16 protein-coding genes are annotated in these 13,310 nt (G+C 37.3%); all 16 read right to left on the bottom strand.

Features of this window, described 5'->3' with window-relative positions; genetic code table 11:
• Positions 1-337: 337 nt before the first annotated feature.
• Positions 338-1,639 (bottom strand): adenylosuccinate lyase, encoded by a 1,302-nt coding sequence (gene purB / locus LBD46_02275; protein ID MDR2425995.1) that lies wholly within the window; start codon positions 1,637-1,639, stop codon positions 338-340.
• Between the two features lie 5 nt (positions 1,640-1,644).
• Positions 1,645-2,247, bottom strand: a complete 603-nt coding sequence (gene purN / locus LBD46_02280; protein MDR2425996.1) for a phosphoribosylglycinamide formyltransferase — start codon at positions 2,245-2,247, stop codon at positions 1,645-1,647.
• A 1-nt stretch (position 2,248) separates the two neighbouring features.
• On the bottom strand, positions 2,249-3,142 hold the full coding sequence (locus LBD46_02285) for a hypothetical protein (GenBank protein MDR2425997.1): 894 nt from the start codon (positions 3,140-3,142) through the stop codon (positions 2,249-2,251).
• Between the two features lie 16 nt (positions 3,143-3,158).
• Positions 3,159-4,112: a phosphoribosylformylglycinamidine cyclo-ligase gene (gene purM, locus LBD46_02290; GenBank protein MDR2425998.1), complete on the bottom strand. Its 954-nt coding sequence runs from the start codon at positions 4,110-4,112 to the stop codon at positions 3,159-3,161.
• Positions 4,113-4,136: 24 nt separating this feature from the next.
• Positions 4,137-4,712: an orotate phosphoribosyltransferase gene (gene pyrE, locus LBD46_02295; protein ID MDR2425999.1), complete on the bottom strand. Its 576-nt coding sequence runs from the start codon at positions 4,710-4,712 to the stop codon at positions 4,137-4,139.
• A gap of 1 nt (position 4,713) precedes the next feature.
• Complete coding sequence (pyrF, locus tag LBD46_02300; GenBank protein ID MDR2426000.1) at positions 4,714-5,358, bottom strand: orotidine-5'-phosphate decarboxylase; 645 nt, start codon at positions 5,356-5,358, stop codon at positions 4,714-4,716.
• A gap of 19 nt (positions 5,359-5,377) precedes the next feature.
• Positions 5,378-6,307, bottom strand: a complete 930-nt coding sequence (locus LBD46_02305) for a dihydroorotate dehydrogenase (GenBank protein MDR2426001.1) — start codon at positions 6,305-6,307, stop codon at positions 5,378-5,380.
• 228 nt (positions 6,308-6,535) lie between these two features.
• Positions 6,536-6,679, bottom strand: coding sequence for a hypothetical protein (locus tag LBD46_02310; GenBank protein MDR2426002.1), 144 nt, complete (start codon positions 6,677-6,679; stop codon positions 6,536-6,538).
• Entirely contained in the window at positions 6,676-7,449 is a 774-nt protein-coding gene (locus LBD46_02315; protein ID MDR2426003.1) for a dihydroorotate dehydrogenase electron transfer subunit, read from the bottom strand. Before LBD46_02315 ends, LBD46_02310 begins: the two co-directional genes overlap by 4 nt.
• Positions 7,450-7,529: 80 nt before the next feature.
• Positions 7,530-8,798 carry a dihydroorotase gene (locus LBD46_02320; protein ID MDR2426004.1) on the bottom strand — a complete coding sequence of 423 codons (1,269 nt, stop codon included), beginning with the start codon at positions 8,796-8,798 and terminating at the stop codon, positions 7,530-7,532.
• Positions 8,782-9,726, bottom strand: a complete 945-nt coding sequence (locus tag LBD46_02325; GenBank protein ID MDR2426005.1) for an aspartate carbamoyltransferase catalytic subunit — start codon at positions 9,724-9,726, stop codon at positions 8,782-8,784. Before LBD46_02325 ends, LBD46_02320 begins: the two co-directional genes overlap by 17 nt.
• Positions 9,727-9,743: 17 nt before the next feature.
• Positions 9,744-10,277, bottom strand: coding sequence for a bifunctional pyr operon transcriptional regulator/uracil phosphoribosyltransferase PyrR (pyrR, locus tag LBD46_02330; GenBank protein MDR2426006.1), 534 nt, complete (start codon positions 10,275-10,277; stop codon positions 9,744-9,746).
• Between the two features lies 1 nt (position 10,278).
• Positions 10,279-10,812 (bottom strand): 5-(carboxyamino)imidazole ribonucleotide mutase, encoded by a 534-nt coding sequence (gene purE, locus LBD46_02335; protein MDR2426007.1) that lies wholly within the window; start codon positions 10,810-10,812, stop codon positions 10,279-10,281.
• Positions 10,802-12,079: a phosphoribosylamine--glycine ligase gene (purD, locus tag LBD46_02340; protein MDR2426008.1), complete on the bottom strand. Its 1,278-nt coding sequence runs from the start codon at positions 12,077-12,079 to the stop codon at positions 10,802-10,804. The genes purE and purD overlap by 11 nt, the downstream gene beginning before the upstream one ends.
• Positions 12,080-12,182: 103 nt before the next feature.
• The gene (locus LBD46_02345) at positions 12,183-12,494 is read right to left on the bottom strand and encodes a hypothetical protein (GenBank protein MDR2426009.1); all 312 of its coding nucleotides are present in this window, start codon (positions 12,492-12,494) and stop codon (positions 12,183-12,185) included.
• Between the two features lie 16 nt (positions 12,495-12,510).
• Entirely contained in the window at positions 12,511-13,296 is a 786-nt protein-coding gene (purQ, locus tag LBD46_02350) for a phosphoribosylformylglycinamidine synthase I (protein MDR2426010.1), read from the bottom strand.
• Between the last annotated feature and the right edge of the window lie 14 nt (positions 13,297-13,310).

A 13,310-nucleotide genomic window follows, 5' to 3' on the forward strand; every position in this document is an offset into this window, starting at 1 on the left:
TCTTCTTTAAAATCCAAGTTTTTAAAAAGTTCCTTAAATTTTAATTTATTAAATTCAGGAACTATATAATCTACCTTTGGCATTTCCAGCTCCATTTTAAATGTTTTTCATATTACATATAATACAATATGAAAATTTAACAGTAACATCAACAACTAAATACCCCGTCAGAAGACACAGTCTTCTGCCACACCTTTTTCTAAAAATGGGGGCAGGCTTGCCTAACGGGGTATTTGCCTTTTTATTTTTATATCTTTTGTAAAAGCATAATCCTATTGCTTGACTTCGTCAGTTTAATAAAAAAATAGCGAAATTTAAGAGTAAAAAGTAATGGCGATTATAACTTATTTTTAAAAACTCTATTAAAAATATAGTCTATATTCTTATATTGGGATTTTAAATCGCAGTCACTTTTAATTTCCGCTGCGGTTAAATATTTTTTTATCTCGGCATTTTTTAAACAGGCCTGTTCCATAGAAATTTTATTTTCTCTTGCATCAAAAGCCGATGCCTGTGTAATAGTGTAGGCGGCTTCTCTTGTAAGCCCTTTGTTCACTAAAGAAAGTAAAATTGCGCCGGAAAAAATTACGTCTTTTGTTTTGTCTAAATTTGCCTGCATATTGCGAGGATAGACGTTAAGCCCCGCTATAAGCCCACACATTCTGACAAGCATATAATATATTGCAAGAGATGCATCGGGCAGCATTATTCTTTCCGTTGAAGAATGGCTGATATCCCGCTCATGCCACAGAGCGATGTTTTCCATAGCGGTTTGCGCATATCCCCTTAAAAGTCTTGCAAGTCCGCAAATGTTTTCAGAAATTATCGGGTTTCTTTTATGCGGCATTGCCGACGAACCTTTTTGTCCTTTTGTAAAAGGTTCTTCGGCTTCGGATACTTCTGTTCTTTGTAAATGCCTTATTTCAACAGCTATTCTTTCAAGAGACGCACCTAAATGAGCTATTGTTGAAAAGTAGTCAGAATGTCTATCGCGCGGAATAATCTGCGTTGAAACGGGTTCCGGTTTTAGTCTCATTTTTTGACATACGTATTTTTCTATAGACGGGCTTAAATGCGCCATAGTTCCTACAGCGCCTGAAATTTTTCCATAGCTTACAGTTTCAAGAGTGTGCTCAAGCCTTGCGATATTTCTTTTTATTTCGCTGTAAAATCCCGCTATTTTTAAACCAAACGTCGTAGGTTCGGCATGAACGCCGTGCGTTCTCCCCATAATAGGTGTCATTTTATATTTTTTTGCTAACTTGGAAAGTTCTGCGGCAAGTTTTTTTGTTTCTTGTATTATAAGGAGCATAGACTGCCTTAACTGCGCGCCTGTGGCAGTGTCTAAAACATCCGAAGAAGTCATACCTAGATGCAAAAATCTGCCGTCGGGACCTGTAGTTTCAACCACAGCCGACAAAAAAGCTATGACATCGTGCTTTACTACAGCCTCTATTTCATTGATTCTTTTAACGTTGATTTTAGCTTTCTTTTTTACGGTTTCAACGGCTTTTTTAGGCACAAGCCCGCGTTTAGACATAGCTTCTGCCGCAAATATTTCAACTTCTAACATCTTCTGAAATCTATTTTCTTCAGACCAAATCGCCGCCATTTCAGGCTTGCTGTAACGCGGAATCATTTTGGTTAAACCCCTTTATTTATATTTTCTATCACTTTCTTTATTGCGATCGGATAAATCTGATGTTCAGTTTTCAAAATTCTTGCAGACAAAAGCTGCACGGTATCATCGTCAAAAACAGGTACTTCTTTTTGCATAATCACTTTACCACAGTCATAATTTTCATCGGCAAAATGAACAGTGGCTCCTGATTTTTTTTCCTTTGCTTTTATGACAGCTTCATGTACGTGGTGTCCATACATTCCTTTCCCTCCGAATTTAGGTAAAAGTGACGGATGAATATTTAAAATTCTATTTCGATAAGCGCTTATTATATTACCTCCGACAATTCTCATATATCCGGCCAGACATATAAAATCCGCAGCATTTTCTTTAAGAGTTTTTAAAATTTCCGCGTTAAAAGAAAGTTCGTCCACATAATTTTTTCTCTCTACACATACGGATTTTATATTTTCTTTTTTTGCTCTTTCCAAAGCATAAGCGTTCGGATTATTTGAAATAACTAAAACTACCTCCGCAGTAGATTTCAGAACACCACTTTTTGTGGAATCTATTATAGCCTGCATGTTTGAACCGCCGCCGGAAACTAATATAGCGATTTTTTTCATATTATTCTTTCTTTAAAAAATTAAAATCTATATTTAGTCCGGCCGCATCCATTTCCCTTGCAAGCTTAAGTTCCATAAGCTCTTTAATGTCATCTATTTCAAGAAAGTTCAGACCACCATAATTTTCATCATAAAACTCTATATCATCTCGGGAAATTATTAAAACTTTCCTGCTGGTAAGCTTTGCCACATAAAAACCAGTGCTAAAAGTAATGCATGGCTTAGGTATTTTTTTTCCGTTATAGTCAAGGTCGCCTTTCCAATTAATGATAGCAAAAGCTGGTTCTTCTTTTATAGAAAATGCGAGCGTATCGGTAATAAAAACATCTCTTTCGGCATTAGGGTCAACTGTTAATGGTTCGTAGCCCATTTTTTTTATGAAAGTAAAAATATACTCTTTTAGTTTCCTATCCTCAATATTTATAAGAAGAACTTTTTTACCTTTTGCTAATACTCCTTTTTTGTCCGAACTTTTTTCTTCCTTTTTCTCTTCTTTAATTGCTGAAGGCAGTGTTTGTGTTGTGGATGTCGACGATTCCGCGTTTTCCTGAGGTCTTCCATTTCTTTCATCCGACTTTTCTTTCTGGGTTCTGGAAATGCCTTCAGCATCGGCTTTTAAATTTTCAAGAATGTCTTTGGCAATCATTAATCCTTCTATCCAAGCTTTTTTGAAAGAGGCTTCAGAGGATAAAATATCAAACTGTTTTGGATAGTAATCTATTTTTTTGAAAGCTCTGAGTTGATCATGATCAGCCCCATAAGTTTTTTCAATAAATTGTTTAACTTCTCTTACCCATTTAATAAAATCGCTGGCTTTTGGCCCGCTTTCGGCCTTTAACACATCAATACGATTTATAAACTTCTCCATATCTTTGATAATTTCTTGTTTTTCCATATTAATCACCCCCTTCTTACATTATCTCTACGCCTTTTTTATCCTTTTTGACATAACCTATAACTTCTGCGTGTTTAAAAAACTTTTTTATCCGAAGTGCTGCTTCAGGTTTTACTATAACAGCCATACCTATTCCCATATTAAGCGTTCTGTAAATATCCTTCTGTGAAACTTTCCCTTTCTGTCGTATGATTTCAAAAATTTCAGGAACTGCCCACGAGTTTTTCTCTATTATTACTTTACGGTTTTCTGGAAGAATTCTGCTTATTTTATCATAAAAACTTCCGCCGGTAATATGAGCTATGCCGGTTATGTTTTGTTTAAATTCGGATATTGCGGCGATTATTTCTTTGACATATATTTTTGTGGGAGCAAGAAGCTGTTTGGAATACTTTTTTAGTTCTTTATCGGAAAATATCTTTCTTATAAGAGAATATCCATTAGAATGGGGACCGCTTGATGGAAGACCTACCACAACATCTTCTGGTTTTATTTTATCTCCGGTAATTTCTTTGCCTTTTTCAACGATTCCAACCGAAAAGCCAGCCAAATCATACTCACCATCTTTGTAAAATCCTGGCATTTCGGCAGTTTCTCCTCCAATAAGTTTTGTACCGGACTGCTCACAGCCTTTTGATATTCCTTTAATAACTTCCTCGACTTGTTTTACATTAAGTTTTCCGCATGCAAAATAGTCGAGAAAAAACAGAGGTCTTGCCCCGCAGCAAATTAAATCGTTTACGTTCATTGCCACGAGATCTATACCTACGGTATCATGTTTATTTATAAGAAAGGCGAGTTTCAATTTTGTACCTACTCCATCAGCGGAACTTACCAGATTATATTTGCTTTCTGGAAGTGCAAACAATCCGCCAAATCCTCCTATCGACGGAAAATTCTTTCTTATTCTTTTAACAAGCTCGTTCCCCGCTTCAATATTAACACCAGCTTTCTTATAAGTAATCGACATTTGTCCTCCGAATACATGAAATTTTTATTTTCTGCTTCCGGGCTTTACAGGCAAACCACCTTCGCGGCACATGGGGCATTCTTCGGCTTTATAACTTTTTATGTCTAAACTTAACAATGAAAATCGAGGAACTCCGAAATCAACTTTTCCCGCACTTCTATCGACAAGAGAAACAACTGCTGCGATTTCAACTCCGTAATTTGCAAGCGCGTCTATAACTTCCTTTGTGGAAAGTCCCGTCGTAACAACATCTTCAGCGACAAGTGCCTTAGCTCCTTTATCAGCAAAAAAGCCTCTTCTGAGCATCACTTTTCCGTCAACTCTTTCGGTAAATATCGCTCTCACTCCGAGCGCTCTTCCTATCTCATGTCCTATAATGATTCCTCCCATGGCTGGAGAAACAATGAGATCAACTTTTATTTCCTTTTCTTTAACTTTTTTTGAAAGTTCTGCGGCAAGCTTTTCCGCTTCACGAGGATATTGCAAAATCAAAGCCGACTGAAAATATGTATCAGAATGCAATCCGCTAGAAAGTAAAAAATGACCACTGAGCAAAGCGTTATTTTTTTTAAAAAGTTCTTTTACTTCGTTTTGATCCACTTTACAACCCTTTAATAGATTCATAAATATTTTTTGCAGCCTGTGCGAAATTATCGGCTTCAAGAATAGGTCTCCCGACGACTATAAAATCAGCTCCGGCTCTGACGGCAGCTTCTGGAGAAGATATACGTTTTTGATCATCATCGGCTTTTGCCACTCTTATTCCGGGAGTGACAACTTCAAATTCTTTTCCACACTCTTTTTTTATTAATTTGGCTTCCAGCGGAGAAGATATTACTCCGTCAACACCGCATTCTTTTGCAAGCTTAGCTCTTTTCATTACTTCTTCAGGAAATGTAATCTGGCTTGTCAACACTGTTACCGCCCAGATTTTAGGTCTGTTTAAAACGTTTACTGCGGCTTTAAGCATCTCTTCTCCACCTACAGTGTGAACGGTTAAACTGTAAACACCCAGTTTTCCCGCGGATTCCACAGAACGTTTTACCGTCGCAGGTATATCGTGAAATTTCAAATCAAGAAAAACTTCTTTCCCATAATTTTTTATCATTTTAATAATTTCTTGCCCAGATTGCAAAAATAATATCGGTCCGACTTTATAAATATCGATATAATACTTGGTATCTTCGACAAGCTTTTTTGCTTTTGTGAAATCATAAACGTCCAAAGCTAGTATTGTCTTTTTCATATCTATTCCTTTTTTCCCGTCAATTAGAAAAAGTGACATCATACATATTTACTTTTCTGATAATTTTTCTAACTGTTTTGATTTTCTTTTCTTTCAATATATCTTTGATGCCGTCTATCACTTTTACTATATTCTGTGGAGATATTAAACTTGCCGAACCAACACTTACAGCAGATGCGCCGGCAAGCATAAACTCTACGGCGTCTTCGCCTGTGGTTATTCCACCACAACCGATTATTGGAATTTTTAAATCGGGATATGTGTCATAAACACATCTTAATGCCATCGGCTTTATGCACGACCCGGACATTCCGCCTTTAACGGTTGAAAGTTTTGGTTTGAAAGTTTTAACGTCTATAGCCATTGCCGGATAAGTGTTTGCAAGAGTTACACCGTCTGCGCCAGCATTTTGAGCAGCCAAAGCAAGCTGCGCAATATCAGTGATAAGCGGCGATAATTTTGCAATCAGCGGAACTTTCGAAATTTTTGCGACACTTTTTATAATGTCGGTCATCAAAGGCAAATCGTGACAGATTATTTTCTTTTTCAAATTCGGGCACGACAAATTTAATTCTATTGCAGATATTCCTTTTTGTGCACTTAAAATTTTTACTGTTTCAATATAATCTTTTGAACAAAAACCCGCCACGCTTACAAAAATAGGAACGCCTATTTTTGATAATTTTTCAAGCGGCTCTCCGACAAAAGATTTAGCGCCTATATTTTGCAGCCCTATTGTATTGAGCAATCCCGCTTCGACTTCGGCAATTCTGGGCTGAGGATTACCACTGCGTGACTCAAAAGTAATTGTTTTTGTAACGATACCGCCAAGTCTTTTTAAAGGAATTAAATCGGCAAGTTCATACCCATAGCCGAAAGTACCCGACGCCGAAAGTACAGGATTTTTTAATTTTATTCCCGCAAAATTTATGCTTAGATCTGGTTTCATTATTTAAATCCTAAAATTTTGCATATATTAATTATTTTTCTCTCGGTTTTTACTTTGTCAAGTAAAGCTCCTTTATTTTCGTATTTTTTCATTAACTCTTCTACTTCTTCATAGGTGTGATTCATTTTCTCACTCCTGCCTCAAAATTTTTAGCTTGTTGTCTCCAATATTTTAATTCCAAGTATTGGCCCCGGTTCTGCTTGAATTGCATGATGTAACTCAAATTTTTTAATATGGTGGTTTGCCTTCAAATCCCCCCCCCCCCCCCCCAGAAAACGCTGCTTTGTCTGTGTTGTTGGATAAAATGTTTGCCGCTGTTGTACATGAAAACGTAAATATTGAGATTAAAAATAAAGAAAATAATTTTTTCATATTTCTATTTCTTCAATTTTAAAAACAGGTCCGTCTTTGCAAGTCATTTTATTTTGACCGTTGATTTGAACCGCGCAGCCTTGGCAGCTGCCTATGCCGCAAGCCATTTTTTCTTCAAGTGAAGCATAGCCGCATATATTCTTTTCTCTTGCCATTTTTATAACCGCTTTCATCATTGCTGCAGGTCCGCACATATACAAAGTATATCCTGTCTTCAATCTTCTTTCCAATATCTGCGTTATAAGCCCTTTGTATCCTTTTGAACCATCTTCTGTGGAAACTATAACTTTCCAGCCAAGTTTTTTGAATTTATCTAAACACAACAAATCTTTTTTTGCACGAGCGCCATAAAATAAAGTTCCCTTGTTTTCCAATTTTGACGCGAGAAAATAAACCGAAGCTATTCCCGTTCCGCCGGCAACTATTACAGGATAATAATCTTGAAAAAATTTTGAAGTATACTCGTGGCAAGAAACTGGATAACCGCTGCCAAGAGGACCCAGCATTGAAATTTCACCGGTTTTAATTTCAGAAAGTTTTCTTGTGCCTTCTCCAGCAATTTTATATAAAAATGAAATTATACCATCTATGGCATTGTGAATACTTATGGGACGACGCAAAAAAACACCCGGTACGGAAATCATAAAAAACAAACCGGGAGCGCATGCTTTAATTACGTCATTTCCAGCATCAACATTCAGTTCAAAATATCCGCCGCAAACTTCTTTATTGGAAATGATTTTATAGCTTTTATCAAAACGTTTATTCATAGAAAAGGCGCCATACACCGCTAGGCTGTGGGATAAAATTGTCCATTTGCCGCCACACATCTTTAAAAATGAGAATTACTTTATCTCTCGTAAACTATATTTCCGCCGACTATCGTCATAACTGCGCCGCCTGTAAATTTTCTTCCAATAAAAGGCGAGTTTTTGCTTTTGGAGATTATGCTTTCTTTCGTAAATTCATACGAATATTCCATATCTATAATTGTGATGTCCGCAATACTTCCTGTTTTTAAAGAACCCCTGTCTTCAAGATTAAAAATTTTCGCGGGATTTACAGTTATTTTAGCTATCGCTTCATTTAAACTTAAGATTTTTGAGGCTACAAGTTCATTTAATATAAGGCTTAACATCGTCTCAAATCCTATTATTCCAAAAGGCGTCAAATCAAACTCTCTGTTTTTTTCTTCTTGAGTATGTGGAGCATGGTCTGTTGCAATACAATCTATAGTGCCGTCGGCAAGTCCTGCTTTTATGGCTTCCACATCTCTTTTTTCCCTCAGCGGAGGATTCATTTTCGTATTTGCGTCATATACTTTTACTACATCGTCCGTCAAGGTAAAATAATGAGGACATGTTTCTGCAGTAACGTTTATACCTTTCTTTTTTGCCTGTCTTACAAGTTCAACAGACCCCTGCGTAGAAACATGGGCTATGTGCAGATAGCCTCTGGTAAGCTCGGCAAGCATTATGTCGCGACTTACCATTACTTCCTCAGCTTGTCTTGGAATTCCCCTCAAGCCTAGTATCATCGAATTTCTTCCCTCGTTCATGACGCCGTTCCTGCTCAACTCTTTATCTTCGCTGTGAGAAATCACCGGAAGCTTAAACATTTTTGTATATTCTAAAGTGCGGCGCATTATCTGCGAGTTAGACACAGGAAGACCGTCGTCGCTTATTGCCACGATTCCTGCTTTTTTCAAAACTCCGATTTCTGAAAGCTCTTCTCCGTTTGATCCTTTAGTAGCGCAGCCTATCGGAAAAACATTTATCGCTCCTTCCTTCTGGGCTTTCAGCAAAATGAATTCAACCGTAGGAGCATTATCTATCACGGGTTTTGTGTTCGGCATACAAAAAACTGTCGTTATGCCTCCTTTTGCCGCCGCACGCGTACCTGTTTTAATGGTCTCTTTTCCTTCATGACCGGGTTCTCTCAAATGAGCATGGACGTCTATAAGGCCGGGAACAGCAATTTTGCCTCTTCCATCAACAATTCTGTTTGCTGCATCAGTAAGATTTGAAACTATTTTGCCGTTTTCAATAAACAAATCTTCAACCGAATCTTTATTTTGGGATGGATCGACTATTCTTATATTTTTAATTTGAAGACGCATTTTTTTTCACCTTTGTTGGTTTTAAAAGATATAAAACTGCCATTCTCACGGCGATCCCATTTGTAACCTGTTCATTAATCACGGCATTTTGGCTGTCAGCCACATCGGATGAAATTTCTATTCCTCTGTTCATGGGGCCCGGGTGCATTACCATAACCCCGGACTTGGCTTTTGCAAGCCTTTCTTTCGTAAGCTGGTAAAGTTCAACGTATTCGTGCACCGAAGGAAACAAATTTTCCTGCTGGCGTTCAAGCTGTATTCTTAAAATATTTACTACATCTGCTTCTTTTATCGCTTCATCCAAATTATAATGAACTTTAACTCCAAGTCCTTCTATCTGTGGCGGTATCAGCGTCGGAGGTCCTGCAACGGCCACTTCGGCGCCCATTTTTGTCAAGGCCCAAATATTCGATTTTGCCACTCTTGAATGCAAAATGTCGCCCACCAAAAGAATTTTTAAACCTTCTATTCTTTTTTTCTTTTCATACATCGTATATAAATCCAGCAAGCCCTGCGTCGGGTGTTCGTGAAAACCATCTCCCGCGTTAATTATCGATGCACTGAGATTACGAGCCAAAATATCAGGCGTTCCAGCCATTGAATGCCTTATTATTATATAGTCGGCTTTCATAGCTTCCAGAGTTTTGCCAGTATCTATAAGGCTTTCGCCTTTTACGACGCTTGAAGCGCTGACAGAAATGTTTACGACATCGGCGGATAATCTCTTTGCCGCTATTTCAAATGATGTTCTTGTTCTTGTTGAAGGTTCATAAAAAAGAGTTACTACTGTTTTGCCGATTAAAGTGGGCGCTTTTTTTACCGATCTTGTGAAAAGACTTTTAAAAGGTTTTACCGAATCCAATACCGTCTGAAAATCTTTTTTGTCCAAATGTTCCAAACCAAGCAAATCTTTGCGGTTAAGAGACATAATCAGTCCTTTTTCTATTATTTTATAGTTATTACTCTATCTTCTTTGTCTGTTTCGCAGCATTCGACTTTAATATTTTCTTTGCTGAGACAACGAACTCCCACATAATTCGCTTCTATCGGAAGTTCTCTGTATCCTCTGTCAACTAAAACGGCAAGCTGAATGGATTTTGGCCTTCCGAAATCCATAAGCACATCAAGCGCCGCTCTTACAGTCCTTCCCGTGTACAGAACATCATCAACTAATACGATGTTTTTTTTACTTATGTCAAAAGGAATAACTGTGTCTTTTATGATAGGCATGTCAGAGCCGAAATCGTCAATATCGTCTCTGTAAAGCGTGATATCAAGCGTGCCGAAAGGAATTTTTAATTCTTCAGATAAAGAAAGTTTTGTTATTTCTGAAATAATTCTTTTTGCTATGATAACGCCTTTGTTATGAATTCCCACTATCGCCAAATCTTTTGAATTTTTATTTTTCTCAATAACTTCTTTTGAAATTTTTTCTATGGCTTTTTGAAATGTTCCAGCATTTAATATAATTTCCGACATTTTATTTTTTAATACCTTCCATATATTTTTCTATTCCATCTTTCCGAAGCTTTAAATCCTCTCTTATAACGGCTTCGGACTGCTTTCTTTTATATTCTATAAGTTTTTCTTTCAGTCCGTCATCAGACACGGCAATAATCTGAGACGCAAGAATCGCAGCATTTATAGCTCCTGCTTTTCCCACTGCCATGCAGGCCACGGGAACGCCTTTAGGCATCTGAGCTATGGCAAACAAAGCGTCCATGCTTGCAAGATTTTTGTTTTCCATAGGCACACCTATTACGGGAAGAACAGTTTCTGCAGCGACAACGCCTGGCAATGCAGCTGCCATACCGGCTGCCGTTATGAAAACTTTTACTCCAGAGCTTTCAGCGCCTCTAACACATTGTTTTAAATGTTCTGTGGTTCTGTGTGCTGACGCAATATTTAGACTGTACGACAAGCCGAACTCTTTAAGTGTTTTTACCATTTCTGTTATTACCGGAATGTCCGAACTAGAACCCACAATTATTGCAACGTCAATTCTATTTTCCATTTAAAGCTCTCCGAGCTATGTCTTTTCTGTAATGCATATTTTCAAAAGATATAAGTTTCACCTGCGAATAAACTTTGTCTATCGCTCTTTTTATATCACCCGCTGCTGACATAACTCCCAGAACTCTTCCTCCGCAGGTAATGGTCTTCCCATTTTCAATTTTTGTGCCAGCGTGAAAAATTATAGTATCTTTGTCTTTAACATCTTGAAGCCCTTTTATTTCAAAGCCGCTTTCAAATTTCCGCGGGTATCCACCGGAAGCAAGAACGACACACACTGTGGTTTCTCTTTTCCATTTAATTTCTATTTTTGAAAGCTCTTTATTTAAAATAGCCATACATATATCTGACAAATCGCTGTCAAGCAAAGGCAGTATCACCTGTGTTTCTGGATCGCCAAAACGGCAGTTAAACTCCAAAACATACGGTTCACCATCGTTTATTATCACTCCTACATATAAAATTCCTTTGTATTGCAAACCTTCTTTTTTTATTCCTTTGATAACTTTTTTTATTATGCTCTCTTCAATTTTTTTATTTAATTCAGCTGCTGCCAAAGGAGCCGGAGCGTAAGCACCCATTCCACCGGTATTTGGTCCTTCGTCATCGTCGTTTATTCTTTTATGATCCTGTGAAGCAGGCATCATCGAATAAGAAATGCCATCGGTAAAAATCAAATATGAAAGTTCCTGACCGCTTATATATTCCTCAATAATAATATTCGTTCCTGCATCGCCTAAGATTTTGTCGTTCATCATCTGCTTTACGGCATTTTCTGCTTCTTTGCGTCCGTTACAGATATAAACGCCTTTACCCGCAGCAAGACCGTCGGCTTTTATAACTATCTTTTTATCTTTATCGTGCAAGGAAAGAAAATCTATAGCAGCGGCGGTATTTGTAAATTTGTTAAATCGAGCCGTAGGAATATCGTATTTATTCATAAATTCTTTGGAAAAGATTTTGCTTGACTCAAGCATTGATGCCTGTTTGGAAGGACCTACTATTTTCAATCCCCTTTCTTCAAAATAATCCACGATTCCAAGCGACAAAGGAATTTCTGGTCCTACGAATGTAAAATCAATATCGTTGTTCCGAGCAAAATTCGCAAGATTTTCAAAATCATTTACATTTATATTGACGATTTCCGCAATTTCAGAGATTCCGCCGTTTCCGCAGGCACAGTATAGTTTTTCGACTTTTTCGCTTTTTACAAATGACTGGCAGAGAGCATGCTCTCTGCCGCCAGAACCTATAACTAAAACTTTCATCTATAACTCCTGAAGATAAGAAGCTTGGATGGCTTAGAAACTTCGTAACAGTTCTGTCTTTGCCGCAGCTAGACGACTTCCAAACTTATAAACATCGTATCTTCTAAAATATGTACTTATCAAAAAATTTAACTATGAGCATAAACATCAAAAAAGCCATTATCATTGTCATTATCATAGCTTTCCAATTTTGATTTATCATGGCAGAAATTTTGTTGCTGCCGCTTTTTCTATCACGTATTTCAAAAGCATACTTGTTGCGAATCTCTTTACTGAGATCCGCATACTCAGTAAAATCTTCGCAAGAATCATTTTCTGTCATCCATTTTCTTTTGGCCATACAAAAAATTCTTCCGTTTCCGTTGTCATCCAAACTGTTATCGCCTTGAAATAAACAATTTATGCAATAACCCATGATTCCGCCTTTTATATTATTTAACAAAATTTACAGCATTTTGAAATATTACTTTTCCCCAGCCGAACTCCCCATCAGAACCTTCTCTTGCGGGATGTTGTAAGGCGTAAACATATCTTTCGGGGTGAGGCATAAGCCCAAAGATATTTCCCTTTTTATTGCATATACCTGCAATCTTCTGTGCCGAACCGTTCGGGTCTAAAGGATAGTCTGGCTCATTTCCATTTTTTGTACAATATTTAAAAACTATTTGATTGTTTTTATAAAGTGCATCTAGCAGCTTTTTATCCGAAACAACAAACTTGCCTTCTCCATGAGCTACTGGCAGATTGATAATATCAATAATATTTTTTGTCCACAGACAGATTGATTCGCCTTTATTATTTTTCTGCGGCTTTAAATAAACCCAACGGCATTCAAATTTATCTGAATCATTATATGAAAGCGTTGAAATCTGTTCAAATATTTCGGGATAGGGAAGCAGCCCCATTTTTACTAAAACCTGAAAACCATTGCAAATGCCTATTATGGGTTTTCCGCTTAACGCGAATTTTTTAATTTTGTCACCTAGTCCACTTTTTACTTCGTTTGCAAGTATTTTTCCGGAAGCTATATCGTCTCCGTAAGAAAATCCTCCTGGAAAAGCTAAAATATCGTATTCAAAAATTTTATCTTTTTTTTCAATCAAAGTGTTTACGTGAATCCTTTCTGCTAAAGCACCGCAAAGCTCAAAGGCCGACTGTGTCTCATAATCGCAGTTCGTCCCCGCCGTTCTTAAAATTAATGCTTTAACTTTTTTCATATTTTGTTTTCCTT

Source organism: Candidatus Endomicrobium procryptotermitis (genome assembly GCA_031279415.1).
GTDB lineage: Bacteria > Elusimicrobiota > Endomicrobiia > Endomicrobiales > Endomicrobiaceae > Endomicrobium_B > Endomicrobium_B procryptotermitis.

Bases quoted from the DNA above. Each gene is read 5' to 3' on its own strand.
- purM (MDR2425998.1), bottom strand. From the start codon at position 4,112: ATGTCGATTACTTATAAGAAAGCTGGTGTTAATATTGAAGCGGGGAAC.
- purD (MDR2426008.1), bottom strand. From the start codon at position 12,079: ATGAAAGTTTTAGTTATAGGTTCTGGCGGCAGAGAGCATGCTCTCTGC.
- LBD46_02305 (MDR2426001.1), bottom strand. From the start codon at position 6,307: ATGAAACCAGATCTAAGCATAAATTTTGCGGGAATAAAATTAAAAAAT.
- purN (MDR2425996.1), bottom strand. From the start codon at position 2,247: ATGAAAAAAATCGCTATATTAGTTTCCGGCGGCGGTTCAAACATGCAG.
- purQ (MDR2426010.1), bottom strand. From the start codon at position 13,296: ATGAAAAAAGTTAAAGCATTAATTTTAAGAACGGCGGGGACGAACTGC.
- LBD46_02325 (MDR2426005.1), bottom strand. From the start codon at position 9,726: ATGTCTCTTAACCGCAAAGATTTGCTTGGTTTGGAACATTTGGACAAA.
- purB (MDR2425995.1), bottom strand. From the start codon at position 1,639: ATGATTCCGCGTTACAGCAAGCCTGAAATGGCGGCGATTTGGTCTGAA.
- pyrR (MDR2426006.1), bottom strand. From the start codon at position 10,277: ATGTCGGAAATTATATTAAATGCTGGAACATTTCAAAAAGCCATAGAA.
- LBD46_02310 (MDR2426002.1), bottom strand. From the start codon at position 6,679: ATGAAAAAATTATTTTCTTTATTTTTAATCTCAATATTTACGTTTTCA.
- LBD46_02315 (MDR2426003.1), bottom strand. From the start codon at position 7,449: ATGAATAAACGTTTTGATAAAAGCTATAAAATCATTTCCAATAAAGAA.
- purE (MDR2426007.1), bottom strand. From the start codon at position 10,812: ATGGAAAATAGAATTGACGTTGCAATAATTGTGGGTTCTAGTTCGGAC.
- LBD46_02285 (MDR2425997.1), bottom strand. From the start codon at position 3,142: ATGGAAAAACAAGAAATTATCAAAGATATGGAGAAGTTTATAAATCGT.
- LBD46_02345 (MDR2426009.1), bottom strand. From the start codon at position 12,494: ATGGGTTATTGCATAAATTGTTTATTTCAAGGCGATAACAGTTTGGAT.
- LBD46_02320 (MDR2426004.1), bottom strand. From the start codon at position 8,798: ATGCGTCTTCAAATTAAAAATATAAGAATAGTCGATCCATCCCAAAAT.
- pyrF (MDR2426000.1), bottom strand. From the start codon at position 5,358: ATGAAAAAGACAATACTAGCTTTGGACGTTTATGATTTCACAAAAGCA.